Origin of the sequence: Porifericola rhodea, from assembly GCF_030506305.1 — a bacterium.
GTDB lineage: Bacteria > Bacteroidota > Bacteroidia > Cytophagales > Cyclobacteriaceae > Catalinimonas > Catalinimonas rhodea.
On the sequence record NZ_CP119421.1, the window covers coordinates 4236100 to 4262366 of the forward strand.

25 protein-coding genes are annotated in these 26267 nt (G+C 40.5%); 10 read left to right on the top strand and 15 right to left on the bottom strand.

Going from position 1 to position 26267, the window contains the following annotated elements:
- Nucleotides 1–2 precede the first annotated feature (2 nt).
- Nucleotides 3–530, top strand: a complete 528-nt coding sequence (locus PZB74_RS17380; protein ID WP_302238427.1) for a DinB family protein — start codon at nt 3–5, stop codon at nt 528–530.
- A gap of 7 nt (nt 531–537) precedes the next feature.
- Here PZB74_RS17380 and PZB74_RS17385 read toward each other — a convergent pair whose 3' ends face one another.
- Both PZB74_RS17385 and PZB74_RS17390 read right to left on the bottom strand, forming a co-directional pair.
- Nucleotides 538–834 (bottom strand): glutaredoxin family protein, encoded by a 297-nt coding sequence (locus PZB74_RS17385; protein ID WP_302238428.1) that lies wholly within the window; start codon nt 832–834, stop codon nt 538–540.
- Between the two features lie 130 nt (nt 835–964).
- Entirely contained in the window at nt 965–2248 is a 1284-nt protein-coding gene (locus PZB74_RS17390; RefSeq protein WP_302238429.1) for an aminotransferase class V-fold PLP-dependent enzyme, read from the bottom strand.
- Between the two features lie 207 nt (nt 2249–2455).
- On the opposite strand from PZB74_RS17390, the gene PZB74_RS17395 reads away from it, so the two are divergent.
- The 5 genes from PZB74_RS17395 to PZB74_RS17415 all read left to right on the top strand — a co-directional run bounded on the left by PZB74_RS17395 (nt 2456) and on the right by PZB74_RS17415 (nt 7199).
- On the top strand, nt 2456–3400 hold the full coding sequence (locus PZB74_RS17395) for an N-acetylornithine carbamoyltransferase (protein WP_302238431.1): 945 nt from the start codon (nt 2456–2458) through the stop codon (nt 3398–3400).
- A gap of 9 nt (nt 3401–3409) precedes the next feature.
- Nucleotides 3410–4198 carry an acetylglutamate kinase gene (gene argB, locus PZB74_RS17400; protein ID WP_302238432.1) on the top strand — a complete coding sequence of 263 codons (789 nt, stop codon included), beginning with the start codon at nt 3410–3412 and terminating at the stop codon, nt 4196–4198.
- Nucleotides 4186–5271 (top strand): M20 family metallo-hydrolase, encoded by a 1086-nt coding sequence (locus tag PZB74_RS17405; RefSeq protein ID WP_302238433.1) that lies wholly within the window; start codon nt 4186–4188, stop codon nt 5269–5271. The genes argB and PZB74_RS17405 overlap by 13 nt, the downstream gene beginning before the upstream one ends.
- Before the next feature lie 11 nt (nt 5272–5282).
- Complete coding sequence (gene argH, locus PZB74_RS17410; RefSeq protein WP_302238435.1) at nt 5283–6617, top strand: argininosuccinate lyase; 1335 nt, start codon at nt 5283–5285, stop codon at nt 6615–6617.
- 123 nt (nt 6618–6740) lie between these two features.
- Nucleotides 6741–7199 (top strand): RidA family protein, encoded by a 459-nt coding sequence (locus tag PZB74_RS17415; protein ID WP_302238437.1) that lies wholly within the window; start codon nt 6741–6743, stop codon nt 7197–7199.
- Nucleotides 7200–7245: 46 nt separating this feature from the next.
- On the opposite strand, the gene purQ is transcribed toward PZB74_RS17415, so the two are convergent.
- The 12 genes from purQ to PZB74_RS17475 all read right to left on the bottom strand — a co-directional run bounded on the left by purQ (nt 7246) and on the right by PZB74_RS17475 (nt 19997).
- Nucleotides 7246–7938: a phosphoribosylformylglycinamidine synthase subunit PurQ gene (gene purQ / locus PZB74_RS17420; RefSeq protein WP_302242830.1), complete on the bottom strand. Its 693-nt coding sequence runs from the start codon at nt 7936–7938 to the stop codon at nt 7246–7248.
- A 105-nt stretch (nt 7939–8043) separates the two neighbouring features.
- Nucleotides 8044–8664, bottom strand: coding sequence for a thioredoxin family protein (locus PZB74_RS17425; protein ID WP_302238439.1), 621 nt, complete (start codon nt 8662–8664; stop codon nt 8044–8046).
- A gap of 3 nt (nt 8665–8667) precedes the next feature.
- Nucleotides 8668–9150: a TlpA family protein disulfide reductase gene (locus PZB74_RS17430; protein ID WP_302238441.1), complete on the bottom strand. Its 483-nt coding sequence runs from the start codon at nt 9148–9150 to the stop codon at nt 8668–8670.
- Nucleotides 9151–9270: 120 nt separating this feature from the next.
- On the bottom strand, nt 9271–11052 hold the full coding sequence (locus tag PZB74_RS17435; RefSeq protein ID WP_302242832.1) for a chloride channel protein: 1782 nt from the start codon (nt 11050–11052) through the stop codon (nt 9271–9273).
- Nucleotides 11053–11116: 64 nt separating this feature from the next.
- Nucleotides 11117–12655, bottom strand: coding sequence for a hypothetical protein (locus tag PZB74_RS17440; protein WP_302238444.1), 1539 nt, complete (start codon nt 12653–12655; stop codon nt 11117–11119).
- A gap of 446 nt (nt 12656–13101) precedes the next feature.
- A complete protein-coding gene (locus tag PZB74_RS17445; protein ID WP_302238446.1) occupies nt 13102–14400 on the bottom strand; it encodes a TRAP transporter large permease in 1299 nt (432 codons plus the stop codon).
- Nucleotides 14401–14428: 28 nt separating this feature from the next.
- A complete protein-coding gene (locus PZB74_RS17450; protein ID WP_302238447.1) occupies nt 14429–14926 on the bottom strand; it encodes a TRAP transporter small permease in 498 nt (165 codons plus the stop codon).
- Between the two features lie 34 nt (nt 14927–14960).
- Nucleotides 14961–15956 (bottom strand): TRAP transporter substrate-binding protein, encoded by a 996-nt coding sequence (locus tag PZB74_RS17455; RefSeq protein WP_302238448.1) that lies wholly within the window; start codon nt 15954–15956, stop codon nt 14961–14963.
- A 46-nt stretch (nt 15957–16002) separates the two neighbouring features.
- The gene (locus tag PZB74_RS17460; RefSeq protein WP_302238449.1) at nt 16003–16671 is read right to left on the bottom strand and encodes a bifunctional 4-hydroxy-2-oxoglutarate aldolase/2-dehydro-3-deoxy-phosphogluconate aldolase; all 669 of its coding nucleotides are present in this window, start codon (nt 16669–16671) and stop codon (nt 16003–16005) included.
- Nucleotides 16672–16768: 97 nt separating this feature from the next.
- Nucleotides 16769–17809: a sugar kinase gene (locus PZB74_RS17465; protein WP_302238450.1), complete on the bottom strand. Its 1041-nt coding sequence runs from the start codon at nt 17807–17809 to the stop codon at nt 16769–16771.
- Between the two features lie 41 nt (nt 17810–17850).
- Nucleotides 17851–19251 (bottom strand): glucuronate isomerase, encoded by a 1401-nt coding sequence (gene uxaC, locus PZB74_RS17470; RefSeq protein WP_302238451.1) that lies wholly within the window; start codon nt 19249–19251, stop codon nt 17851–17853.
- A 143-nt stretch (nt 19252–19394) separates the two neighbouring features.
- A complete protein-coding gene (locus PZB74_RS17475) occupies nt 19395–19997 on the bottom strand; it encodes a hypothetical protein (protein WP_302238452.1) in 603 nt (200 codons plus the stop codon).
- Between the two features lie 197 nt (nt 19998–20194).
- Here PZB74_RS17475 and PZB74_RS17480 point away from each other — a divergent pair, with 197 nt between their 5' ends.
- Nucleotides 20195–21580, top strand: a complete 1386-nt coding sequence (locus PZB74_RS17480) for a sugar porter family MFS transporter (protein ID WP_302242834.1) — start codon at nt 20195–20197, stop codon at nt 21578–21580.
- Between the two features lie 92 nt (nt 21581–21672).
- Entirely contained in the window at nt 21673–22581 is a 909-nt protein-coding gene (locus PZB74_RS17485) for an ROK family protein (RefSeq protein WP_302238453.1), read from the top strand.
- 88 nt (nt 22582–22669) lie between these two features.
- Here the strand turns inward: PZB74_RS17485 and PZB74_RS17490 are convergent, their stop codons facing one another.
- Entirely contained in the window at nt 22670–23713 is a 1044-nt protein-coding gene (locus PZB74_RS17490) for a Gfo/Idh/MocA family oxidoreductase (RefSeq protein WP_302238454.1), read from the bottom strand.
- 224 nt (nt 23714–23937) lie between these two features.
- Between PZB74_RS17490 and PZB74_RS17495 the strand changes: the two genes are divergently transcribed.
- Together PZB74_RS17495 and PZB74_RS17500 are read left to right on the top strand one after the other, a co-directional pair.
- The gene (locus tag PZB74_RS17495) at nt 23938–25341 is read left to right on the top strand and encodes a mandelate racemase/muconate lactonizing enzyme family protein (RefSeq protein WP_302238455.1); all 1404 of its coding nucleotides are present in this window, start codon (nt 23938–23940) and stop codon (nt 25339–25341) included.
- A gap of 51 nt (nt 25342–25392) precedes the next feature.
- Complete coding sequence (locus tag PZB74_RS17500) at nt 25393–26208, top strand: 3-keto-disaccharide hydrolase (RefSeq protein ID WP_302238456.1); 816 nt, start codon at nt 25393–25395, stop codon at nt 26206–26208.
- Nucleotides 26209–26267 lie beyond the last annotated feature (59 nt).

Below are 26267 nucleotides of genomic sequence, written 5' to 3' on the forward strand. Positions count from 1 at the left end.
GCATGAAAAAATCGGACCTCAGCTATATTCCAGAATTTTACGATACCTATATCAACAAGGTAGAGGATGAATTGACTGTAAATCAGGCTCTTCGTGCCTACGATGGTGATTGGCTTAGCAAGGAAAAAGATAATTTTCTAAAACTAGGCGATCAGGTGTATGCACCAAATAAGTGGTCAGTGAAAGATATACTGCAGCATATGATAGACACAGAAAGAGTGTTTAATTATCGTACGCTATGCATTGCGCGTGGAGAGAGAGCAGAACTACCAGGTATGGATGAGCAACTGTATGCTCAAAATCACCAAGCGCATAAAAGAAGTCTGGATAGTCTTCTTCAGGAATTTACATTGGTAAGGGAGGCAACGATAGTCATGTTCCAGCACTTTGACAAAGATATGATGCTAAGAGAGGGCACCTGCTTTCAGAAAAAAGTAAGTGTGCTTTCTTTAGGCTTTACTATGGTGGGGCATCCAATCCATCACCTCAGCATACTTAAGGAGAGGTACTATCCTTTGATAGCAAAGTAAAAGCAGACTATAAAGCCTGCTCAATAATTTGTAACTCCGGATTAACATGCATATTACCGTTTACTTCTACCACTGGTAAGTGGATATTTCCTCTAAAACCAGATTTTTGAAGCTTAAGCAACATCTCGTCTGCATTTTTCTGTTCCTTCTCCACATCGTAAAATGTGTACTCATAACCTGCTGAGTCCAGCTTTTTCTTAAAGTTTACACAGTGGCTACATTCATCACTACCATACACCAATATGGTGCTAGCCTGTGCAACCTGTTCAGTGTCAGCCTCAGCCTTATCCTTGCTATCTATCATACATTGCTGTAGCGCTATACAACAAAAGAGTAGGGGTATTATTTTTAACCATTTCATACGGCAAAAGTACTAAGCAAAGTGCTGACTGCCTTATTAAATAATGTTTTTTTGTCAAAGGAATTAGATAGGGTTAAGCACTTAGCTTTTTTAAAGCACTTACAAGTTGATCAAGTTCTTGTGTAGTGTTGTAAAGATGCGGAGTAATACGTACACCTTTAACCGCTTCACTATCAATTGCTACGGTAAAAATTTTAAACCCGTCAAATAGCTGGTCAGCCAGTTCAGCAGAACTTAAGCCTTTTACACTTACATTGGCAATAGCAGAAGAACGGTGATCCTCAAAAGGAGTATTAATTCGAATTCCCTTTACTTCCTTCACCTGATTAACCCAGTAATTTTTAAGATAGCGTAGCCTGGCTTCTTTTCGTTCAAGTCCTATTTTGTTTTGAAAGTTAAGTGCGTCTAAAATGGCCAGATGAGTTGAGCAGGGGTGTGTTCCTATATGTTCAAACTTTCTGATGTCAGTATCAGCATAGGTATCGTCTCCAAAGAGAGGCCATACATTTTCAATTTTATCTTTACGAATATACATCAATCCAGAACCTAAGGGGGCACCCAGCCACTTATGCAGACTGCTGCCCAGGTAATCACAACCAAGTTCAGGGATTTTAAAGTTAAGATGTCCAAGTGAATGAGCCGCATCAGAAATTATTTCAATACCCTTTGCATGAGCCATTTCAGCAATTGCTCTCACGGGTAGCACCTGTCCGGTAATATTTATCAAATGAGTTACTAGAATTACCTTTGTCCGTTCAGTAACAGCACTTTCATAGGCATCTACAATTTGCTGGTCATTTTTAGGGTGGAGTGGTAGTTTGATAAGCTTGTTTACGGTGCCATCTCGTCTTGCTCTTTGGTCAAAAGTAGCAAGCATGCTACCATAATCCTGATGGCTCATAATAGCTTCATCTCCGGCCTCTAGTTTTAGCCCCAATATGATAGTGTCCAGAGCTTCAGTAGTATTTCGGCAAATCACTATTTCCTCCTGGCTGCAACCCACAAAATCTGCCATTGCCTGCTTTACTTTTTGGTAATCGCTATATTGCTGCTTACGCATATACATAGAAGGAATCTGGTTGATCTTACGTATATGTTGTTGTTGGGCTTCCAACACTGGCTCTGCAGCCAGGCTGTAGTACCCGTTTTCAAGATTGATAAAGTCAGTAGAAACTTTATAGTAGTGCCTAACTTCTTTCCAGAATGTCTCATCAGAGGTCAGCTTTCCGGGTGAATGATGGGCTATTCTGCTTTGCTCAAATTTGGGTGTAAACTCTTTATTGAGTAGTGGCAAGGCAGATAAGGAAGCACTCAAAGTGCCTGCCTGCTTAAGAAATGCTCTTCGGGGATAATACATATGGGCTGGGTTGTGTAGTATGGATTAGGCTTTGTCCTAAGTTACCGCTATTAATACTAAGAGTTCAAGTGTCTTAATTAAGAATTTTTGATAAACTTTATGATAATCTTGAGCTACCAGCAAAGGAACCCCCATTATTTTTGAACTTTAGCTAAAAAACTGCTTATTTTCAGCTTTTAAAAGCACATTTTTTTACTACACGACATCATGAAGCACTTTACCTCTGTTAAAGATGTAAAAGACATGGAGGCATTGCTACAGACCGCGAAAGCCGTAAAGCAGTCTCCTTTTGCAGATAAAAATCTCGCCTCAAATAAGGCAATGTGCCTTATTTTTCTTAATCCCAGCCTGAGAACGCGCCTGAGTACGCAAAGGGCAGCTATGAATTTAGGACTGGATACGGTAGTTTTTGATATGAACCAGGGCGGATGGAATCTGGAGTTTCAGGATGGTACCGTCATGAATGTAGATAAGCCTGAACATGTAAAAGAAGCCGCTGCAGTTATTGGCCAGTATTACGATATCATAGGAATCAGGGCATTTGCTCACCTTAAAAACCGGACAGAAGATTATGCCGAACTGGTAATCAAGCAGTTTCAAAAATATGCAGGAGTACCAGTAATTAGTTTAGAGTCGCCGGTGCGCCACCCTCTACAGTCATTAACCGATCTAATTACGATAGAAGAACACAAGACGGTAGAAAAACCAAAGATCGTTTTAAGCTGGGCTCCACATCCTAAAGCATTACCCCAGGCAGTAGCCAATTCATTTTTGGAATGGATGATAGCTACGGGTCAGGATATCACACTTACGCATCCTAAGGGCTATGAGCTGGATGATACTTTTACCAAAAATGTAAAAGTGACCAACGATCAGCGAGCTGCTTTTGAAGGTGCGGACTTCATATATACTAAAAACTGGTCGTCTTATCAGGATTATGGTCAGGTACTGGAAAAAGGTAATGATTGGATGGTGAGTGCAGATAAGATGAAGTTGACTAATAACGCAAAATTTATGCATTGCTTACCCGTACGTCGCAATGTAATAGTAGCCGATGAGGTAATAGATAGCGAGCAATCTATCGTGATACAGCAGGCTGCCAATCGGGTAGTGGCCGCTCAGGCAGTGCTTAAAACAATTCTGGAATCCTAAACCAATCGCATGGAAGAAAGTATAAAAATATTCAAAATTGGAGGCAGAGTTATTGAGCAACCAGAACTGCTCAGAAGCTTTTTAAAAGATTTTGCTTCTCTACCTCAACCCAAAATTTTAGTGCACGGAGGAGGACGTTCTGCTACCACTCTGGCCGATAAAATGGGGGTGGAAACTAAAATGGTAGAAGGCCGACGCGTTACCGATGAAGCCATGCTGGAAATCGTTCTTATGGTATATGGTGGGTTGAATAAAAAAATTACCGCATTACTACAATCTGTGGGTTCTAACGCTATCGGACTAACTGGGGCGGATATGAATGTCATGAAAGCTCATAAACGCGCTCCAGAGCCGGTTGATTATGGTTTTGTGGGTGATATAGATGAGGTAAATGCTGAAGGACTGATCAAACTTCTGGAAGATGGGGTAGTGCCGGTGATGGCTCCTCTAACTCATGATGGCAATGGGCAAATGCTTAATACCAATGCTGATAATATTGCCGGAAGTGTGGCTCGTGGTCTGGCTAAACATAAGAAAGTAGAGCTTTATTACTGTTTTGAAAAGAAAGGAGTAATGGTAGACCCTGATGATGACTCCAGCCTTATAGAAAAAATTACACCTGACGAATTTGTGCAATACAAAGCCGAAGGTATAGTGGTAGAAGGCATGATACCAAAATTGGAAAATGCTTTTAAAACTATAAATGCGGGAGTAGAAAAAGTCTGTATCATGCACTATAGTGGTATACAGCAGGTAGGTGGCGATATGTTTGAAGGAACAACATTATGCCTGAAGTAGCAGCACAGCAAGCCCATCAGCTGGCAGACAAAGCGATAACATTACTGCAAAAGCTGATAGCTACCCAATCTTTGAGTAAAGAGGAGGATAAAACTGCCGATATTCTGGCTCAATATCTTCAGAATGAAGGAATGGAGGTTCACCGACTACTGAACAATGTCTGGGTAAAATCAAATGACTTTGATCCCAATAAGCCTACTATCCTGCTAAACTCTCATCATGATACGGTTAAGCCTGCTTCAACTTATACGCGCGACCCGTATTCACCTGATATCGTAGAGGGCAGGCTTTATGGTCTGGGAAGTAATGACGCTGGAGGTGCATTGGTTTGTCTGCTTCATACTTTTCTGGCATTGAACGAGCAAACAGATCGTGCCTATAATTTGATTTTTGCGGCCAGCGCCGAAGAAGAAATTTCAGGCAAAAATGGTATCGCTGCCTTACTGCCTGAGTTGGGTAAAATAGATCTGGCAATTGTAGGAGAACCTACTGATATGCAAATGGCAGTCGCTGAAAAAGGGCTTATGGTTATTGATGGACATGCCAAAGGTAAGTCTGGTCATGCTGCCCGTAATGAAGGTGTAAACGCACTTTACATTGCGCTTGAAGATATACAAAAATTAAGAGAATTTCGCTTTCCTAAACAGTCGCCTACCTTAGGTGATATACATATTTCAGTTACTCAGATTGAGTCGGGTACTCAGCATAATGTAGTGCCGGATAGCTGTAGCTTTGTGGTGGATGTACGTACGCATGAGCAGTATACCAATCAGGAAGTTTTTGCCCTGCTACAGCAAGAGCTAAAATCTGAGTTGAAAGCACGTTCTTTTCGCTTAAATTCTTCGGGTATTCCAATGGACCATCCTATAGTGCGAAAAGGTTCACAAATGGGTTTGACGACCTATGGCTCACCAACATTATCTGACCAGGCACTGATGAGTGGTTTTCCCACTCTTAAGATGGGACCAGGCTTTTCAGAGAGGTCGCACACTGCGGATGAGTTTATATTAACTGATGAAATAAGAGAAGGTATCCGCATTTATTTGGCATTATTACAAAATCTTAGCATTTAAACACTACTACATTGAAAATCTGGGACAAAGGTTTTTCCATAGACAAGAGAATAGAAACTTTTACCATCGGCAAGGACCGAGAACTTGATGTATGGTTAGCACCCTTTGATATTTTGGGTTCTATGGCACATAGCCGTATGCTTCATAAAATAGGTCTTTTGTCTGACGAGGAACTTGAGCAACTACTGGGAGGGCTTAAAGAAATATATGCACAGGTAGAGAAAGGGGAGTTTGAGATTGAAGAAGGTCTGGAAGATGTCCACTCTCAGGTAGAACTGATGCTTACGCGCAAGCTGGGTGATGTTGGTAAAAAAGTGCATAGTGGTCGTTCCCGCAACGACCAGGTGCTGCTTGATCTACGCCTGTACATTCGGCATGAGATACAGACTATTGTAGATTTGAGCACAAAACTGTTTGATACATTAATCCGTCTTTCGGAAAAACATAAAAATGTGCTGCTCCCCGGCTATACCCATACTCAGGTGGCTATGCCATCTTCTTTTGGCTTGTGGTTTGGCGCTTATGCTGAAAGCTTAGTAGATGATCTTACCGTGCTTCAGGCAGCATTTCGTGTAGCTAACCAAAATCCCTTAGGTTCAGCGGCAGGTTATGGTAGCTCTTTCCCTTTGGACCGTAGTATGACCACTAAGCTTCTGGGCTTTGATAGCATGAGCTACAATGTAGTATATGCGCAAATGGGTAGAGGAAAAGTTGAAAAAACAGTAAGCTTTGCTCTGGCTTCAATAGCCGCTACTTTAGGCAAAATGGCAGCTGATGTTTGCCTGTATATGAGTCAGAATTTTGGTTTTATTACTTTGCCCGATCACCTGACCACTGGGTCGTCTATTATGCCACATAAAAAGAACCCTGATGTATTTGAGCTAATCCGGGCCAAAGCCAATAAGTTACAAGCTCTACCGAATGAAGTAACTCTGATTATTACCAATCTTACTTCTGGTTATCACCGTGATTTACAATTGGTAAAAGAAAGCTTTTTGCCAGCTTTTGAAGATCTCAAAGACTGCCTGAGTATTTGCGAGTACATGCTGAATCATGTAGAGGTCAACAAAAATATTCTGGATGATGATATGTACAAGTATCTGTTTTCCGTAGAAGCAGTAAATCAGGAAGTCTTAAAAGGTGTTCCCTTCCGTGATGCTTACAAAAAAATAGGAGCAGAGATAGCATCTGGTAACTATCGGCCAGACAAGGATTTAAAGCATAGCCACGAAGGAAGTCTGGGCAATTTGTGTAATGATAAGATAGCGGAAAAGATGGAAAAGGCAACTGCTGCTTTTGATTTTAGCCAGGTAGAGAAAGCACTCAGCGAACTCTTAACCTACTAAAGTATATCAGTCTTATTCTATTATATTAGCCTCTCAACAACTATTGAGGGGCTTTTTTATAGCATTTCAGCTTACAGTTCCTATCAACGGAATACGCTTCAGAATCACTACAAACAGTCAGTTATGTCAATACTACAAAAACTAGAAACTTTGGGGCTTGTGCTTCCTGAGCCTCCTGCTCCCGGTGGAAATTATGTCTCTGTTAATATCAGAGAGTCTATAGCCTATCTGGCCATTCAATTCCCTATTTTAAACGGAGAATTTAAGTACCAGGGAAGATTAGGAAATGATTTAACAACTGAAGATGGATATCAGGCTATGAAGATGTGTGCCCTCAATGTGATAGCCCAGATTCATCACAAAGTAGGTTTTGAGCGAGTATCAGGACTTAATCATATTGATGCCTATTATCAGGCAGTAGAGAATTGGGATGAGGCACCTAAAGTTGTAAATGGTGCATCTGATTTGTTTGTAAATGTACTGGAAGACAAAGGCTTACATTCCAGAGCTATATTTGGTGTTCACAAACTTTCCAGAAATTTTAGTGTAGGGCTTACTGCCAGTTTTACCCTTCTACACTAAAAAAAGAGTCAGCTTGAGGTGCTGACTCTAAAATATTTGTGAGCCTTTAGGCTATGCTTTTTTCCAGAAAACTTTCTAGCAATGCACGTCCGTCTGTATTACCTAAAGCTTCGTCGGAGGCACGTTCGGGGTGAGGCATAAGCCCAAAAACATTCTTTTCTTTGTTGGTAATGCCCGCAATGGCATTTACTGATCCATTAAAATTACTCAAGTCATCTAAGCCGCAGGCATCGTTGCAGTATTGGAACAATATCTGATCGTTGTCTTCCAAAGACTTGATAACCTCATCTGGTGCATAGTAGCGTCCATCGGCATGAGCTACAGGAATTTTATAAGCCTTGTTATGATCCAGAGAGGCCGTCATTAAAGCGGATTTAGAAACAGGGCGGATGTAAGCGTTTTTACAAACGAACTTCTGCTCTTTATTTTTTAGCAAAGTACCAGGAAGAAGGCCAGCTTCTGTCAGGATCTGGAAACCATTGCAGATACCCAGCACATAACCACCTTTGTTGGCATGCTCAATTACGGCATCCATGATAGGAGAAAAGCGAGCGATAGCTCCAGAGCGAAGATAATCACCATAAGAGAAGCCTCCAGGTACTAATATAAAGTCGCAACCCTGAAGGTCAGTATCTTTATGCCAGAGTTTAACTACATTCTGTTGCAGTATTTCTTTATAAACATAATATAGATCTTCATCACAATTGGAGCCGGGGAAAAGAACAATGCCAAATTTCATCATGCAGATTGTTTGATAACTGTATCAGCAATTATTTTGTGTAAGTGTATTTCTCAAAATTAAGCAGCAAAGGTAAAAAAAATGCCCGACAAGCGGGCTAATTCTTTAAGTCATTTTCCACTTAATAGTGCAGCCAATAGCTTTGGTTTTTGTCTGAGGAATTTTTTCTCCCGCTATCAGTGCATCAACCGCATCCTGTACATAATGTACATCAGCTTTGGTTGCATCTTTATAGTTATTATCAATTGTACCAATATAGGCAATTTTAAGTTTTCCCTTTTCTTCTTTATTTAGCAGGTAAACCTGGGGGGTATTGGTAGCACCATATGTGCGGCTGGTTTCCTGTGACTTGTCCTGTAGATAGGCAAATGGGTAATTTTTGTTTTTTGAACGGTTTTGCATTTCGCTCATGGAATCACCCGGAGAGCGCTCCGGACAATTGGGGTTAATCGCAACTACAGGGTATCCCTGTTCTGCATAGGCTTTGTGTAATTTGATAATTCTCTGCTCATACATCTTGGCATAAGGACAGGTGTTGCAGGTAAAAACGACAATAAAACCTTTAGCCTCCTCGTAATCAGCTAAAGAAACCATCTCCCCGTTTACACTTTCCAGGCTAAAGTCAGTAGCATAGTCACCTACCTGATAGCCAGACTCCCGCATAATACTTGCACTTAGCCCAATACCTAGAGCCAGCACACTAATAATTACATAATACCATTTCATAGCTTAATCATTTTGGTACGAAAAAGATTTTACTTTATCATATAATTCTTCTTTGGTAAATTGTCCTTCATAAAACATTTGTTTGCCTCCTGGTTTAACAAAAAGAGTTGCAGGAATAGCTCCACTCCAATCAGGAGAAATTTTATTAATCCACGCATTAAAGTCCACCTCATCTAGGTAAACGACCTCAGATTGAAGTTGCTTTTTTTCTACGAATTTTTCCGCTTTGTCTTTAGCCATGTCAAGGCTTACTAGCAAGACTTTAACATCAAGGTCTTCACCCTCCTGATGAAGGCTTTCAAAATAAGGTAGCTCTTTTATACAGGGAGCACACCAGGTAGCCCAAAAATTAAGCACTAGTGTTTTTTCGGCAGATTCCTTACTTATTTTGCGTTCCAGATCTGTGAATTTATAAGTAGGTATATCCTGCGCAAGTAGCATATGAAAAGAAAATAATAGTATAAGTATAGCCAGACTTTGTCGCATAAAAATTAGCTTTAGTATACTTAATGTTAGTAAAAATCTAGGATAGTGGCAATGCCATGTTCTGGGGGAGAGCAAGTATATTACCTGAGTGAGTTGATGAAGCTTAAGCTGACTTTTAGTCTAAAATTCTTTACGCTGGCGTGTTAACTTATTGCGATAAGCGTTAAAAATGCGCGACTTGGATATTAGACCCATGTATTTACCATCATTAAGTACCGGTAGATTCCATGCACCGGTTTTCTCAAATTTCTCCATTACCTGCTGCATACTTTCGTTGGTAGAGATTTTATCAGGTGGTGCATGCATCAGGGAAGAAACCTGTGTATTTTCATAGGCGTTTTTATCAAACATAATCTTACGGATATCATCCAGGGTTACAATCCCTACCAACTCCTGATTTTCGTTGACTACCGGAAAAATATTTCTTTTTGATACCCTAACCAGATTGACCAAGTCTCCCAGGCAGGCATCCGGCCGAATAGTAAGCAGATCTGTTTCTAACAACTTTTTGATGTCTATCAGACTTAATACCTGTAAATCGCGATCGTCTGGTATGAGGTAACCCTTCTTAACCAGTGATTTGATATAAAGTGAGTACTTCTCAAAATAAAGTATGGTACTATACGACAATGCAGACACCAGCATTAGTGGAACAAAAAGTGTATAGCCACTGGTGATCTCTGCAATCAGGAAAATAGCAGTAAGAGGGGCATGCAAAATACCACTCATTAGACCGCACATACCTACCAGGGTAAAGTTGCTAAGGCTAATGGTCCCGAACACTCCAATAGTGTTGACAAATTTGGCAAAGAAAAAACCAGTTACCGCTCCAATAAACAATGATGGAGCGAAAATACCTCCATTGCCTCCGGCCCCTATGGTAACGGCAGATGCTACTGGTTTAATTAAAATAAGCCCCAGTATGAAAAGTAGTAGTATGCTGATATTACCAAATCTTTGAAAAAATAGACTATTATCAAATATAGCCTGATCGTTCCCGGCTAGCATCAGTTTTATAAAATCGTAACCTTCACCATAGATGGGCGGAAACACAAAAATGATTAGACCAAGGGCCAGTCCGCCAATAATTGCTCTTTTGTATTCGCTTCTTATTTTTTTTAGGTAACGCTCAATGGTATAGGTGGTACGGGTAAAGTAAAGGGATACCAAGCCGCAAAAAATCCCAAGAAAAAAATAGTAGGGAGTATCTCCAGCGGTAAATGTGTCTTCTAATTTAAAGGAAAATAAAATTTCATCACCCAGCAACAAAAGTGAAGTTAAAGAACCGGTTACCGATGAAATGAGTAAGGGAATAAAGGCATTGATCGTAATGTCTGTGAGAATAACTTCAATACTAAAAATGACTCCCGCAACAGGTGAATTAAAGATGGCAGAAATTGCCCCTGCGGTACCACAGCCTATTAGCAGGGCTCTTTTTTTAGACTGCAAATGTACCAGCCGGCCAATATTAGAGCCTATAGCTGAACCAGTAACTACGATGGGTGCCTCCAGACCTACCGAACCTCCGAAACCGACAGTAATGGCGCTACCTAATAAGTTAGAATACATTTTGGTACGGCTGATATTACTGGATTTACGAGAAATAGCATACAATATACCTGTAATACCGTGTCCGAAGGGCTCGCGAAAATAGTACTTTGCAAGCAGAACGGTGATGAGTATTCCTAGTAAAGGATAAGCGAGATATAGATAGTTGGCGTAGGCATAGTCAAAGTGGGAGGTGAGCAAAGATTGGATCATATGCACACTCTCCTTTAGAACTACTGCCGCTATGCCGGAAAGTAGTCCGACGATAATGCTTAGTATCAGCAAAAAGTTACGATTACTGATGTGCTTGATGCGCCAGATTAATAGCTGCAGAAAAAAGCGATCATTGCCCATTGCTGCAAATCTACTATAATCTGCAGCGAATGGATAAAGATTTGGCAAAAAATGTATGAGATTTTTACATAGGGCTCATATTATAAAAGCGAAAATGTACATAAGCTTTATTAGTCTTTATCACATTTAAAATATGCTTCCATAATACTTCATAAGGTACTATTTCGGTATCCTGAGTCAGATCGCTCGGTATTGGCGCTTTTACCAGCTTTTTGTAATAGTTTTCTCCTTTTTCTTTGATCTGGTCATAGTCAAACTCTTTGTCTATAACTATTTCCAGCAGACGGATAAAAATGCTACTTCTATAGTTATGGCGCTTATCCAGGTGTGCAGATTTGTATTTAGTAATTTCTTCTACGCAGCTGTTAATTGCAGTAATATTGCCCTCTCTGAGCAGGAATAGAAACTGTACTGCTAATGTTGCCACATTATACCCATTATACTCTTTGGGATAGTTTGGCGTTTCTGCCTGAAAATCTTCAATATTGAAGCCCCAACGCAATATTTTTGAGTCGTTGAAGAAAATTAAATATGCACGATAAATGTGCCAGCGTGTTTTAATCTCTTCGGGTAGCGTATTATAGTTCTTATTTGTTCGTACGTTACGGAAGAGGTTACTGGCTTCTTTAAATTGTTCTCCTTTCATGAGTAGCAAAAAGAAGTATTCGCTAAATCTAAACCACACCCGGCTACCACTTTTAACAGTCGCTATCTTATCAGAAGCGTATTTGCGTCCTTCTTTTACTTCCTTCAGGTTAAGATAAGCCTGTAGTTTAGAGAAAGTAATCGCATTTTGGTTAAGGTCAACAGTAATTTCGTTGTTAGAACGATTGAGGTACTTAGCTTCCAGTTCTGTACCTAATTTGATGTTGTCTTTAAAATTCCAGCAAATGTTGTTATACGTAATTTCCAGCTTAGCTGCCAGAATATAAAGGCTCTGACTTTTATACTTTTTAGCTTCAGCTCTAATGGCCTCAATAGTCTTAGGCACTTTATCAATAATTCGGTTTTGAGCACTTACCGATTTATTAATTTGTACCATCTGTTCGTAGTAGAGGTCTTCACATTTTTGCTTGGCAGCATGGAACACACGATACTGCTTTAGCTCATCCTCTACTTCTTTAAATGGAGTTAGCTTGCCATCATGGGCATATTCGTTTCTGAGCAGACTAAGCGCCTCAATAGTAATCTCAGAAAGCTCATAATATTTTGTAGTCTTGATAAGGTGGGGCAGCATCTTAGAGGCAATTTCATTAGCCCCTTCTTTGATCAGGATTTTACACTGATGCAGGCAATGCAAAGCCTCATACTCCGCTTTCTGGTAGTCTGTATAACTTTCCTTATCATAATCCAGAAAGTAGAGGTGATTTAAAAGTTTACTTTTCAGTTTGCCCTTGGCATTACGATAATTTCTGTTGCCTGGGTCGGTACCAAAGACATCTTTGGCAGCAGATTCGTCACTGGTAAATTTGTTATTGGTAATACCTTCATATAACAAATTATCTTTAGAAGTTTCGTTCTTTCTGAAATTTTGATTAACGAGTTGTATACTTCTCTGGCCTTTTTTTCTAACGATCTTAATGAGTTGACGAATCTCTTTCATACGGAATTGGGGCTTATATAGATCAAATTGGGATTAAATCTATGAAAATTATTATTATTCTAAAATAATATTACATATATATTTTTTAAATATATATAGATTAAACATAACAAAGCTGAGTTTTGGCATGAGCTAAAACGTAATCTTTTAATATTGCAGTAATTTTAGCTTGTAAATATTACATGCAAATTATCGTAAAAACTAAGGAAAATGATGTTTTATCAAGGCCTAAGCCCGATAAACGCACGCAAAACTACTGGTTTAGAGTAGGTTAAGCGTACAAAGTTACATATTACCAAAAATCGACTTACTTTATACTTATTAGTTTAAGTAAGTTTACTCAAAATAACAAATGCCTGCTTGATTAACAAGAGGCATTCGTTGTCAAAAATAGGCTAATAAGGAAATAATGCTGGAATAAGTAGCTACTTACTGCGGAGTATTTACTACAATCCGAATAGAGAAGGTAACCACAGACTAAGCGCAGGAATATAAGTAACAATAATTAGTGCAACTACCATAGCGATAAAAAGAGGGAGTAACGGTCGTATTACTTTATCTATACCAATCTTTGCTACGCTACAACCCACAAATAATACCGAACCTACTGGAGGCGTACAAAGGCCTATACATAAGTTAAGCACCATAACAATTCCAAAATGCGTGGGGTCCATACCCAGTTCAGTGACCACCGGTAAAAAAATAGGCGTAAAAATAAGTACTGCTGGAGTCATATCCATAAATATACCCACAAACAGCAGTATCAGGTTGATTAGAAGTAAAACCACAATTGGATTATCGCTGATAGAAAGAAGCGCATTACTAACGCCCTGAGGCAGGTTTTCGTAAGACATTACCCACGACATTCCAACTGAGGTGCCTATGAGTATCATTACAATAGATGTTGTATTGACAGTTTGTAGAAATATTTCAGGCAGATCTTTCCATTTTACTTTACGGTAGACAAGCATTGACAATACCAGGGTGTAGAGTACCGCTACGGCAGAGGCCTCAGTAGCTGTAAAGAAACCGGCTATAATTCCGCCAATTACTAATACCAGTAATACCAGACTTGGAATAGCGTCTAAAAACTTTAAAATACCTTCTTTTAAAGAAACAGACTCACCTACACTATAACCTTTACGATAGGCAAATACACCTGCTACTATCATTAGTGCAAGTCCTACGATCATGCCCGGAATATAACCAGCAACAAAGAGGGCTGCTATGGATACACCTCCACTAGCCAGTGAGTATACAATCAGAATATTAGAGGGAGGGATGATCATCCCGGTAGTAGCCGAAGTAATATTAACCGCGGCACTAAAGGGTTTGGAGTATCCTTCCTTAACCATTCTGGGGTTCATGATTCCACCAATGGCTGAGGCGGCAGCTACAGCTGAGCCGGAAATTGCTCCAAAAAGCATGGCGGCAATAATGTTGACATAAGCCAGTCCACCGGGTAATCTGCCAACCAGTACTTTTGCAAAATCTATCAACTTGGCTGCTATACCCCCCCGGTTCATGAGCTGTCCGGCTAATATAAAAAAGGGAATAGCGAGCAAGGCAAAGCTATCAAGTCCGGTTGCCATTCTTTGTGCAATAGTAGTAAAAGAGGGCATGGCAGAAATACTAACCAACATAGTAAGCATGGCCGAGATACCAATACTAAACGCAATGGGCACGCCTAAGCCCAGAAGAATGACAAAGCTGAGTACGAGTATAAGAATTTCTAAGAGATACATAGAGATAGGTTAGTTGTGGAGGTCGGGTTTACTGCAAACTTTCGGAGATAGAGCTATCTTCTTCTTTTACCGGATGCAAAATGTTAATAATACTGTAATAGATAATGATAATACCGCCAATTGGTAATACGATATATACCGCAGAAAGCGGAATTTCTAAAGCAGGAGAGGTCTGCCCAAGAGAAGAAACAATATATACCAGATTGCTTCCACCTACTACCATCGCCAGAAAAGCAAATATTGCAACAATGGAGTAGATAATTGTATTGTGCTTTTTTCTGTTTTCAGGATTTAGTTTTTGCGATAACAGGTCAATGGATAAATGCATACGCTTACCTGTAACATAGCTGGCACCCAAAATACTTAGCCAGATAAGTAGGTAACGAGCCAGCTCATCTGTAAAAGAACTGGGAGACTGTAGGATAAACCTGCTACCTACCTGCCAGAGTACGTTGATGACCATAACGGCCATAATAATGACCAAAACAGTTTCAAGTATTTTGTCTAAAGTGGATTTAAATTTCATGAGGCTAATATTCGTAAAATGAAGCTAATCTGACTTAAGGCTTTACTGCCTGTATTCTCTGGATAAGGTCGTAGACTTCCTCTTGGTCTTTGTAGGTTTCGTAAAGAGGTTTTACCTTTTCTGCAAACTTACTTTTATCTGGGTAGGTGATAGTAACTCCTGCCGCCTTTACAGCTTCCAAAGACTCTTTTTCAGATTTTGCCCACAGTTCTCTCTGATAGACCGCAGATTCTTCTGCTGCTTCCTGTAGCCATTGCTGCTCCTGTTCGCTCAGGGTATTCCAGACAATAGTGCTGATCAGCAAAATATCAGGAATGGCCGTATGCTCATTGAGAGAGTAAAATTTGCAGACTTCGTAATGGCGTGAGAAGTAAAAGCTAGGCGGGTTATTTTCGGCTGCATCTACTACACCCTGTTGCAGTGCTGTGTAAAGCTCGCCATAAGAGATAGGAGTAGGAGAGCCGCCCAACTCCTTTACCATATTAATGGCAGTATTGCTCGGCATTACCCTTATTTTTTTTCCTACCAGATCATCAGGCTCTTCTACGGGAGCATCTTTAGTATAGAAACTTCTGCTTCCAGCATCATAAAAGGTTACCCCTCTCAGCCAGTATTTTTCGCCTTCCAGCATCAGTTCTTTACCTACTTCACCATCCAGTACTTCAAACTGATGTTCCTTATTACGAAAAATATAGGGAAGTGAGAGTACTTTATAGTTAGGTGCAAAGCCTTCCATTACCGCGGCAGAGCTTTTTGTCATGGCAAGGCTACCAATTTGAAGCAGCTCAATGCATTCCCTTTCCTGACCAAGTTGAGCGCTGGGGTAGACATTAATTTTTAGCTTACCTCCCGATTTCTCTTCTGCTCTTTCTGCCAGATAAAGCATTCCCTGATGTACAGGGTGAGATGCATCGTTAGAGTGAGCGATCTTGAGTGTGCGCACCCCTGAAATCCGATTACAGGAGGGGAGGATTACCAGTAAAATTGTGGAAAGCAATAGTAGCGTTGATGTCCAACGTAGTATTAGCATAGAAATTAGGTTGTAGTATTAGTAAATGTCTGTGAGGCGCTATGCCTTATCTTAGTTTACGAACAATGTCCATAGCTTCTTTCACCTTATTTTTTAAGGTATCGTAATCTTTCTGAGCTATAATTTCTTTGGTAATTAGTTTAGAGCCCATGCCAACACAATGTACGCCAGCATTAAACCATGCCGAAAGGTTTTCCTCTGTAGGGGATACGCCTCCGGTGGGCATAATACTACTCCAGGGGTGAGGAGCTTTTACACTTTTTACAAATGAAGGACCACCTACTTCTGTTCCTGGAAAAATCTTAACAACCTCAGCACCTAGCTCTTCAGCATAATTGATTTCTGAAAGTGACCCACAACCCGGTGACCAGGATACTTTTCTACGGTTGCATACTTTTGCCATCTCAGGGTTAAGCACCGGCGAAACGATAAAGTTAGCACCCAACTGCATATACAAAGAGGCAGTGCCTGGCTCTACAATTGAACCTACACCCATAATCATGTCAGGTGTTTCTTTTTCAGCAAATTTGTTCAGCTCAGAAAATACTTCATGAGCATAGTCGCCACGATTAGTGTATTCAAAAACTCTTAGCCCACCTTCGTAACAGGCTTTAACTACTGCTTTACAAACTTCCAGATCTTTATGAAAAAAAACAGGTACTATACCGGTTTCCTTCATTTTAAGGGCTACTTCTATTCTGGTAAATCTTGCCATTGTTAGTAATAAAAGGTAATTGTATGTGTATTAATAAATAAAACAGAAAAGAGAACATGAGCGCGTATGTGCTACCCATGTTCGTCGTTCGTATAGCTTAGCGAGATACTCTACCCGATGCGTCTCCGCTCATCAGTTTCTCTACCTCGTCTACAGTTACCAGGTTAAAGTCACCTTTAACGGTATGTTTCAGGCAAGAAGCTGCAACTGCAAAATTAAGTGCTTTCTGATCATCTTCAGGGTAGGTAAGTAGTCCGTAAATCAGGCCTCCCATAAAAGAGTCGCCACCACCTACACGGTCTACAATGTGAGTGATTTGATAAGTAGGAGCTTCAAATAGTTTGCTGCCATTATAAAGTACTCCTGACCAGCTGTTATGACTTGCGCTGATAGAACCTCTTAATGTGATAATTGCTTTTTTCGCCCTGGGGAAGCGCTCCATCAGTTGTTTGCATACCGACTCGTAAGCCGCAGCTTCTACATGGCCCTTCGTTACGTCAACACCTTCCGGGTGAATTCCAAAAACTTTTTCAGCATCTTCTTCATTTCCCAGGATAACATCGCAACCTTCTACAAGTTCGGGCATCACATCAGATGCACTTTTACCATATTTCCAAAGGTTTTTACGGTAGTTTAGGTCAGTAGATACGGTAATTCCTTTTGCATTAGCAGCTTTGATCCCTTCCAGGCACACATCAGCAGCACCCTGAGATACCGCTGGGGTAATACCAGTCCAGTGAAACCACTCAGCACCTTCCAGGGCCTTGTTCCAATCAATCATACCGGGTTGAATCTCTGACAGTGCGGAGTTAGCGCGGTCATACACTACTTTGCTACCACGGCTTACCGCTCCTGATTCCAGAAAATAGATACCCAGACGATCTCCACCGTAAGCAATATGGTCGGTACCTACATTATACTTTCTTAGCGTAGAAAGTGCAGCTGCGCCAATGTCATTTTTAGGGAGTCTTGTTACAAACTGAGGTGAAAGTCCATAGTTTGCCAGCGATACAGCTACATTTGCCTCACCACCACCGTAGGTGGCTTCAAATTCTGTTGCTTGCGTAAAACGCAGGTAACCAGGTGTCGCCAGTCTTAACATAATTTCTCCAAAAGTGACTACTTTCTTGTTGCTCATTCTTTGTAATAGTTAGATTGTCAGTATTAAAATTTGTTAAATCAAAAATTAAAAAAAGATTTGGCGTTGTTGTAGCTGATATTTTCTACGGTCTGTCCCAGTAGGTTCATGTCATGAGGTAATTCTCCGTTTTCTACGTCATTCCCTAGCAAGTTACAGAGAATTCGGCGAAAATATTCATGTCTTGGGTAAGAAAGAAAGCTGCGAGAATCGGTAAGCATTCCCACAAACCTGCCTAGCAATCCTAGGTTAGAAAGAGCATTCATTTGCATTTCCATTCCTTCTTTCTGATCTAGGAACCACCATCCTGAGCCGAACTGCATTTTGCCAGGTGTAGACCCATCGTTAAAATTACCGATCATGGTTCCTACCAGATAATTGTCACGTGGGTTTAAGTTATAAATAATGGTTTTGGCTAACTGATTGCTGGAGTCTAAGCGGTCAAAAAAGCGAGACATAGGCGTACCAATACGATAGTCACCTATAGAATCAAAACCTGTATCTGGTCCCAGGTTCTTCATCATTCGGCTACTGTTGTTTCGCATGGCACCCACATGAAACTGCTGTGTCCAGCCTTTTTCATGATCTAGTTTAGCTAACTCATAAAGTATGGCAGACTTAAGTTTATCGATTGCGCACTTGTCTAAATTTTTTTCAGAACGTATTTTTTGAAATGACTTTTTAACCTCTTCCTGAGTATAATCCTCTGCGATAAAGTTTTCTATACCATGGTCAGATAGTTTGCAACCAGCTTCAGCAAAAAAATCATGTCTGATCCTGATGGCTTCCAGTAAGTCATCGTAATGAGAAATTTTAACTCCCGACACGTTCTCCAACTCATTCAGGTAAGTGTTGTAAGACTCCTGATGGTCTACGGCCATTGCTTTATCTGCTCTAAATGTGGGTAGCACTTTAATCTCAAAGCCTTCTTCTCTCAACTGTGCATGATGCTCTAAAGAATGAACAGGATCATCAGTAGTGCAAACTACTTTTACGTTCATCTTTCTAAGAAGATTACGACAGCTCATCTCATCTTGCTGAAGTTGTTCGGTGCAGTTATAATAAATTTCTTCCGCGCTATCTTCGTTTAGCAGAGTATCAATGCCAAAATAACGTTGAAGCTCCAGGTGTGTCCAGTGGTAAAGAGGATTACGGAGGGTATAGGGTACTGTTGCAGCATATTGTTTAAACTTTTGCAGATCGTCTGCGTCGCCAGTGCAATACTTTTCTGCAACACCATTTGATCGCATAGCTCTCCATTTGTAATGATCACCATACAGCCAAATTTCCGTCAGGTTTCTAAATTTTTTGTCTGCTGCTATCTGGTCAGGCGGAAGATGGCAATGATAATCAATGATGGGCATCTTCTTGGCATGCTCATGATAGAGCTTTTGAGCAGTCTCGGTTTGTAATAGGAAATTTTGGTCTAAAAACGCCTTCATATATCAAATTCTAAAGTTTACTATTCTATGCAATTGGTTGCATTACAAATCTAAAAATTTAATCTACTATTTCTTGAAAAGATGCTAGCTTCTTTTCTAAAAGTATGGATTTAGACAGATAAGGAGCAAGGGATATAAAAATATTAGACTAGAATTTTCTCACAATCAGAAGGGTTTAGAACTGATTCGTTTAAGATGGGGTGATAATCGTAAAGCACTTCTTCTATCTGCTGTGTAATGTGCCTGATGGTATGTGCAGGGTAATTTTTATACTCCTGAGCGTATTTTGCAATACATACCGGGTTCAGAAAATTTACAATAGTTGTATACTCATCTTTTTCCTCAAATCTGACAGGAAAAATTTTCACATTCAGATTAAAATCAAATACAGACTCGGTATGAAAACTCAGGCGTGCAGGGCTTTTACTGAGCTTTCTTTTACCATTATCGGCCTTTGTTAAAAAGACCAGACTATAATTATGGGTTAAAAGCTCACGATGCGATTTCCAGATTTTGTGAAGGGAACGCTTACGTTGCCTGACATCTTCAGAAATTACAAGTGGCTCAATGTTTAGAAACCTTAAAACAAATCGCTTTAAGGGACTGACATTATCTTTGTAAATCTTGACAAATTTGAGAGGAAGCTGGGTGCAGCCTAATAATATTAAGGCGCTTTTAAGAGGGTGAGCGGTGTTGCTTACAATAACGTTAGGGCTATTGTCTGGCATGCCTGCTCTGTAATTCATCTTCACTTGCTTGGAAGAGAGGCACAGAAACCAGCGTATTATGGTACAGATACTCCTGTAGATCATTCTTGGTTAGTTGCAGTAGCAAAGTGCTTCGCAAATATACTCTTTTTTCTTAAAGTTAAAATAATATGATATTTGTTAAGCTAATTTTAAGCGAAGGCTATGAAACTTTGTACTAATATCAATTTTTTGCAATTTGGGGAGTCGTTTTAACACAAACTAACTCAAGCAAACTCACACCTTTATTTATGAAAAAAAATACTTATGTCCTGGCAATAACTGTCATTGCTGCTCTGGGCGGGTTTCTTTTCGGATTTGATACGGCAGTTATATCAGGAGCCAATCCTTTTATCCAGAAGTACTTTCAGTTAGATGCTGTTTCGCTAGGCTGGGCAGTTTCCAGTGTAATTGTAGGATGTATCATTGGGGCATTTTCAGCGGGTTTTACCAGTGACCTTTTCGGTAGAAAAAAAGTACTGATTGCTACTGCCATCTTATTCTCATTTTCAGCAATAGGTACAGCCCTGGCTACCAGTTTTAATTTCTTTGTGATTGCCAGAATTATAGGAGGAATAGGAGTAGGAGCAGCTTCGGCACTTTCCCCTACCTACATAGCAGAAATAGCTCCCGCCGATAAAAGAGGCCGTCTGGTATCGGTCAACCAGCTTACAATCGTAATTGGTATCTTAGTGGTGTATTTTACTAACCTTTTGTTTGCCAATACCTTTGGAGATGAAAGCTGGCGCTGGATGTTGGGAAGTGAAGCATTACCCGCATTACTTTTCTTTGTATTGCTCTTTTTTATACCTGAAAGCCCACGCTGGCTCTACAAAAACAATCAGCCAGACAAAGCACGTGAGGTCTTAAGAAAACTGGAAGGAGAGAACCAGGTTCAGCACGAACTCAAAGAGATAGAAGAGACGCTACATGAGCCACATGAAAAAGTCGCCTTTGGTGACCTTTTTAAAGGAAAGATGAGCAAAGTTATGATGGTAGGCATCATCCTGGCTATGCTTCAACAGTTAGTCGGTATTAATGCGATTATCTACTATGCCCCTAATATTTTTGCCAGCGCAGGCGCCGGGTTGGAGTCAGCACTTGCTCAGACTGTTGCCATAGGAGCTGTAAACCTAACCTTTACATTTGTAGCCATTTACCTGGTAGACCGTATTGGTAGAAAACCTTTGCTGCTAGCAGGTTCAGTAGGAATGACGGTATCATTAAGTTTCCTGGTGTTTTCTTTCATGTCTAATACTCCTGGCGGTTATGGTATTTTATTTTCAATACTAGGCTATATCGCTTCTTTTGCCGCTACCCATGCCGCAGTTATGTGGGTGGTAGTATCGGAAATATTTCCTAACAAATTCAGAGGTTCTGCCATGTCTGTTTCATTGTTTATGCACTGGAGTTCAACCTATCTGGTTACCCAGACTTTTCCCTGGTTACTGGAAAATAAAGGTGGCGCATTCTCTTTCGGTATATTTGCCATCATCAGTGCGTTAAGTTTCTTCTTTGTTTGGTTCTTTGTTCCCGAAACAAAAGGAAAATCACTGGAGCAGATAGAAAAAGAACTGGTATAAATTCATTAAATATAACGATAAGCTATTTATTTGTAGGCAGGAAGCTAACCATTAGCTTTCTGTCTTTTTTTTGCAAACTAACCGAATAAGTTATGAAACCTCTATGGGGAATTGACCTTGGCGGAACTAAAATAGAAGGAGTGATTCTAAAAAACGCGGAGGATCCGGAAGTACTTTTGCGTACCAGAATACCGACTGAACAAGCCGGTGGTTATGAGCATATCATTTCGCGGATTAAGTCGCTTATTGATCAGATGAAAGAAGAGTCAGGTATGACAGTTGAACATATTGGTATAGGTACCCCTGGTACTGTAGATCCTCTAACTGGTCTTCACAAAAATAGTAACACTACCTGCCTGAATGATAAATACTTTCATGCCGACTTACAAAAAGCATTAGGCGTACAGTTAAGTATGGCTAATGATGCAAATTGCTTTGCTTTAGCTGAGGCTCGCATGGGCGTAGTGAAGCAGCAGATGCCCGAAGCTAATGTAGTATTCGGAGTTATTATGGGTACTGGAGTTGGTGGTGGAGTGGTGATCAACGGTAGAGTCTTGCCGGGCAGGCAGGGAATAGGTGGCGAATGGGGACACAATTTTCTTGATGAGTCGGGGGGGATAGCCTATACCGGCAGAAAAGGAGTGGTGGAAACTATACTTTCTGGCCCGGCACTGGAAAAGTATTATCACTCGGTTAGTGGAGAGCAAAAAACTTTAAAGGAGATAGCTCAACTACATCAAAAGGGCACGGATAAGTTTGCTACCGAAACTATCAACAGGCTTACGCATTTTTTTGGCCTAGGCATATCTGTTGTCATCAATATATTAGATCCTGACGCAATAGTTTTAGGAGGAGGCGTGGGCAATATTGACCTTTTGTATACGGAGGGAGTAGCTTCAGCGCAAAAATTTGTCTTTAATAACCGATTGGATACTCGCTTTTTCAAACCTGCTTTGGGAGATAGTGCAGGAGTATTCGGAGCCGCTATGCTGACCGCCTAATCCAATTTGCTTCTTAAGAAGAGGCTACAAAATTTAGGCTTGCTAATAAATGGTAAGAGCTGTCTATTAAAAACAGCTCTTTTTATTTTTAAAAATTGATAGTTAGCTCTTTACCTTCTGCATGACTCTTTTCGGCAAGTTCTATCAGTTGAATAACGTGCATAGCTTCTTCTGCCTTCACCAAAAGCTCAGCCTGCTTGTTAATAGCATCAGCCAGATTATCATAAAAAGCAAGGTAATTACCTTTCTCGGACTCAACTTTACCTTTAAAATGTAAACCTTCAATTTCGGTATCTAGCGTGCCCCAGATGTCAGGTGGTTCAGTCCCCCAGTTTGTATCTGTAGGCACCTTGCCTGCTTTGAGGTCATTTTCCTGAACATCTAGTCCATATTTAGTAAATGTGCCCAGATTTCCCAGTACCTTGTAGCGAGGGCCTTCGTCTCTAACCAGATAGCTGGATTTGAGTACTACCTGAAAGCTTTCATAACTTAAAATCAGGTGGTAGCTATCATGGGCTTTGCCTCCTTCTCTTTGAATGCCTAGTTTGGCAAGCAAGCTTTTAGGAAGACCAAATAATGTCAGTGCCTGATCAATCATGTGTGAACCCAGGTTGTAAAGTATGCCGGATCCCGGTCCACTCTCTTCTTTCCAGGTATTCTGTTGTATAAAGTTACGATAACGATCGTAATGGGCTTCGTACTCTACCAGGTAGCCCAGCATTTTGCTTTCCAGTACTTTTTGTACAGTTCTAAAGTCGCTATCCAGTCTTCTGTTCTGGAATACTGTGAGCAGTTTATTATTGCGCTTAGCTATGTTAATCAATTCAGCCGCTTCATCAGAAGTATTAGTAAACGGCTTCTCCATCACTACATGTTTGCCAGCCTCCAGGGCCTGCTTGGCCATGTCAAAATGGTATGCATTTGGCGTATTTACTATTACCAGGTCTACATTTTCATCATGTAATATCTCTTCATAAGATTTGACCACCTGCACATCAGCATAACGTTCTTTGGACTTGTTGCGGTTTCTCTCTAATATTTTGTAAAGCTCAAACTGAGGGTGTACTGAGAGGAGAGGAGCATGAAAAACTTCTCCTGACATACCATAAGAGGCAAGAGCGGCGCGAATCATAGTAGGTTTAGATTTTGCTTAGTATAAAAAAAATAGTCTTCTGCGTAAAATTGTCTGGCTAATATGAATAATGAAAATGTAGGGTACAAGTATTTTCAGGGGTTCAATTCAGTAATTTAGTATGAGTGATCTTTATATATGGAAGCTAACGAGCTTATATATCAAAATAATTGCTTCAAATACAAAGCTTTGCTAGCTTAGGATACTACTCTAACATAGCTAAAATGCAACAACTTAACCGAAGATCATTTTTACAAAAAAGTGCAGCCCTTACTGCTTTACCTATTATGCCCCTTTCTTTTTCCAATTCAATACAATCGTTTGCGCAAAAAGTAAATATTGCCGATGTTAGCTCAAATTTTGAACGTGAGCCTCTTGCTACGCCTTATGGCTTTAAGGGGGGCTATGTAACCAATGTCTGGCAAACGGTAGCGCAAATGACAGACGATCGGGGTGTCAGCAAAATTGGATTAGGTACGCAAAATACCCTTTGGAGCGACGCTCGTGTATTTTTGCAGCATTCAGAAAACGGGGGGAATGCTCTTATGTACGCCATTAGTGAGTTTGCTTTACAAATGGCCAGGGGAATGAGCTTTGATACGCCAATAGAGTTATTGGATCGTATTCTGGATGATACCTATAGTTATGCCAAAAAGATTACTGGTAATCCGGAACTTCGTAAAACATTTGTGCTCAACGCATTGGTAGGTTTTGATAATGCTGCATGGTTACTGTATGCTGATAAAAACGGTATAGACAACTTTGATGATCTGATACCTGAGGCATATCGCGAAGGTATGCCTGCCCGACATGAGAAGGTAATTAGTGTGCCTTCCTTCTCTTATGCCACACCGGTGGCCCAAATGAAGAAGCTGGCGGAAGAAGGGTACTTTTTTATGAAAATCAAACTTGGTCATCCGGGTGGGCAGCAGGAAATGCTAGAGAAAGATATGGCTAAACTTAGCGAAATTCATAAAGTGATAGGGCAGGGCGAAACCGAACATACGGAAAACGGAAAGATTCCCTATTACTTTGATATGAATGGACGCTACGCCCATAAAGATACCCTGCATAAACTATTGGAGCACGCAAAAAAAATTGGTGCATATGAGCAGATTATGGTGGTAGAAGAACCTTTTCCTGAAGAGTACCGCCAAGATGTGAGCGAATTTGAAGCACCGCTGGTATCAGATGAAAGCGCACATACTGATAAAGATGCCGAAGAAAGAATACAAATGGGTTATAGGGGGATAGCTTTGAAGCCCATTGCGAAAACACTGAGCATGACATTTAAAATTGCACAGCTAGCTCATGAAAAAAATACTCCCTGTCTGTGTGCAGACCTGACAGTAAATCCTGTACTGGTAGACTGGAATAAAAATGTGGCTGCCAGGTTGGCTGCCTGGCCAGGCTTTAAAGGCATGGGAGCTATGGAGAACAACGGACATCAGAACTACAAAAACTGGAAGCAGATGATGAGCTACCTGCCAAAACCAGAGGCACCCTGGGTACATGCCAAAAACGGTCTTTTTGATACAGGGGCAGAATTCTACAAGCATAGTGGTGGTATCTTTCAGCAGTCATCACATTACCAGCATATGTTTGAAGACAGTAAAAACAATCCTTAACACAACGATATATCTACTAACTCTAATTTTTAATCTTACAAACAAAATACGATGAAACTACAGAAAATCATGGCCATGACCCTTGCTTTCGGAATGTTAGCCGCATGTGGCAAGCAGGGCAAAGAGCAAACTGAAGAGAGCACTACCGCTGAGGCAGAAGCTATGACAGCAACTACTACAGAAGAGAATAAAGATAATACGCTTAGTCCTGAAGAAACCCAGAATGGATGGGAACTTCTTTTTGATGGTCAATCTACTGACAAATGGAGGGGCGCCCATAGTGAGACTTTTCCTGAGAGAGGCTGGTATGTTGAAGATGGTGTGCTAGTGGTAGAGGCTGCTGAAGGAGAAGAATCCGGTAATGGTGGTGATATTGTTACCAAAGAAGAATATACAGACTTTGAGTTAAGTCTGGATTTTAAAATCACTGAAGGAGCAAATAGTGGTATTAAATATTATGTAACTGAGCAGTATAATTCTGGTAAGTCCGCGATTGGTTTAGAATATCAGGTACTGGATGATGATAAGCATCCTGATGCTAAAAAAGGTAATAATGGCAAAGGTACACGTACAGTATCTTCTTTGTATGACCTCATTGCTGCTGAAGGTAAAGAAGTAAATCCAGTAGGAGAATGGAACCATGCACGTATCGTCTCTCAGGGGGGTAAAGTTCAGCACTTTTTGAATGGTAAAAAAGTAGTTGAGTACGATCGTTTCAGCGAAGAGTTTGCCCAAAGAATACAAAACAGTAAGTACAAAGATTGGGAAGGTTTTGGCGTGTGGGAGTCTGGTCACATACTACTGCAAGACCATGGAAATCAGGTTTTCTACAAAAATATTAAAGTAAGAGAGCTACCAGCGTCTTAACTTTTATTTAATTATCAGGCAGCTAAGGCAAAATTTGTCTTAGCTGTTACTTTTTAATC

What these genes read in the sequence shown, in the direction of transcription:
- PZB74_RS17415 (WP_302238437.1), top strand. Translation starts at nt 6,741, where the DNA reads ATGTCAATACTACAAAAACTAGAAACTTTGGGGCTTGTGCTTCCTGAG.
- PZB74_RS17465 (WP_302238450.1), bottom strand. Translation starts at nt 17,809, where the DNA reads ATGAGCAACAAGAAAGTAGTCACTTTTGGAGAAATTATGTTAAGACTG.
- PZB74_RS17490 (WP_302238454.1), bottom strand. Translation starts at nt 23,713, where the DNA reads ATGATTCGCGCCGCTCTTGCCTCTTATGGTATGTCAGGAGAAGTTTTT.
- PZB74_RS17475 (WP_302238452.1), bottom strand. Translation starts at nt 19,997, where the DNA reads ATGAATTACAGAGCAGGCATGCCAGACAATAGCCCTAACGTTATTGTA.
- argB (WP_302238432.1), top strand. Translation starts at nt 3,410, where the DNA reads ATGGAAGAAAGTATAAAAATATTCAAAATTGGAGGCAGAGTTATTGAG.
- PZB74_RS17440 (WP_302238444.1), bottom strand. Translation starts at nt 12,655, where the DNA reads ATGAAAGAGATTCGTCAACTCATTAAGATCGTTAGAAAAAAAGGCCAG.
- purQ (WP_302242830.1), bottom strand. Translation starts at nt 7,938, where the DNA reads ATGAAATTTGGCATTGTTCTTTTCCCCGGCTCCAATTGTGATGAAGAT.
- PZB74_RS17445 (WP_302238446.1), bottom strand. Translation starts at nt 14,400, where the DNA reads ATGTATCTCTTAGAAATTCTTATACTCGTACTCAGCTTTGTCATTCTT.
- PZB74_RS17485 (WP_302238453.1), top strand. Translation starts at nt 21,673, where the DNA reads ATGAAACCTCTATGGGGAATTGACCTTGGCGGAACTAAAATAGAAGGA.
- PZB74_RS17450 (WP_302238447.1), bottom strand. Translation starts at nt 14,926, where the DNA reads ATGAAATTTAAATCCACTTTAGACAAAATACTTGAAACTGTTTTGGTC.
- PZB74_RS17495 (WP_302238455.1), top strand. Translation starts at nt 23,938, where the DNA reads ATGCAACAACTTAACCGAAGATCATTTTTACAAAAAAGTGCAGCCCTT.
- PZB74_RS17395 (WP_302238431.1), top strand. Translation starts at nt 2,456, where the DNA reads ATGAAGCACTTTACCTCTGTTAAAGATGTAAAAGACATGGAGGCATTG.
- PZB74_RS17430 (WP_302238441.1), bottom strand. Translation starts at nt 9,150, where the DNA reads ATGCGACAAAGTCTGGCTATACTTATACTATTATTTTCTTTTCATATG.
- PZB74_RS17380 (WP_302238427.1), top strand. Translation starts at nt 3, where the DNA reads ATGAAAAAATCGGACCTCAGCTATATTCCAGAATTTTACGATACCTAT.
- PZB74_RS17390 (WP_302238429.1), bottom strand. Translation starts at nt 2,248, where the DNA reads ATGTATTATCCCCGAAGAGCATTTCTTAAGCAGGCAGGCACTTTGAGT.
- PZB74_RS17435 (WP_302242832.1), bottom strand. Translation starts at nt 11,052, where the DNA reads ATGGGCAATGATCGCTTTTTTCTGCAGCTATTAATCTGGCGCATCAAG.
- PZB74_RS17500 (WP_302238456.1), top strand. Translation starts at nt 25,393, where the DNA reads ATGAAACTACAGAAAATCATGGCCATGACCCTTGCTTTCGGAATGTTA.
- PZB74_RS17405 (WP_302238433.1), top strand. Translation starts at nt 4,186, where the DNA reads ATGCCTGAAGTAGCAGCACAGCAAGCCCATCAGCTGGCAGACAAAGCG.
- PZB74_RS17425 (WP_302238439.1), bottom strand. Translation starts at nt 8,664, where the DNA reads ATGAAATGGTATTATGTAATTATTAGTGTGCTGGCTCTAGGTATTGGG.
- uxaC (WP_302238451.1), bottom strand. Translation starts at nt 19,251, where the DNA reads ATGAAGGCGTTTTTAGACCAAAATTTCCTATTACAAACCGAGACTGCT.
- PZB74_RS17455 (WP_302238448.1), bottom strand. Translation starts at nt 15,956, where the DNA reads ATGCTAATACTACGTTGGACATCAACGCTACTATTGCTTTCCACAATT.
- PZB74_RS17385 (WP_302238428.1), bottom strand. Translation starts at nt 834, where the DNA reads ATGATAGATAGCAAGGATAAGGCTGAGGCTGACACTGAACAGGTTGCA.
- PZB74_RS17460 (WP_302238449.1), bottom strand. Translation starts at nt 16,671, where the DNA reads ATGGCAAGATTTACCAGAATAGAAGTAGCCCTTAAAATGAAGGAAACC.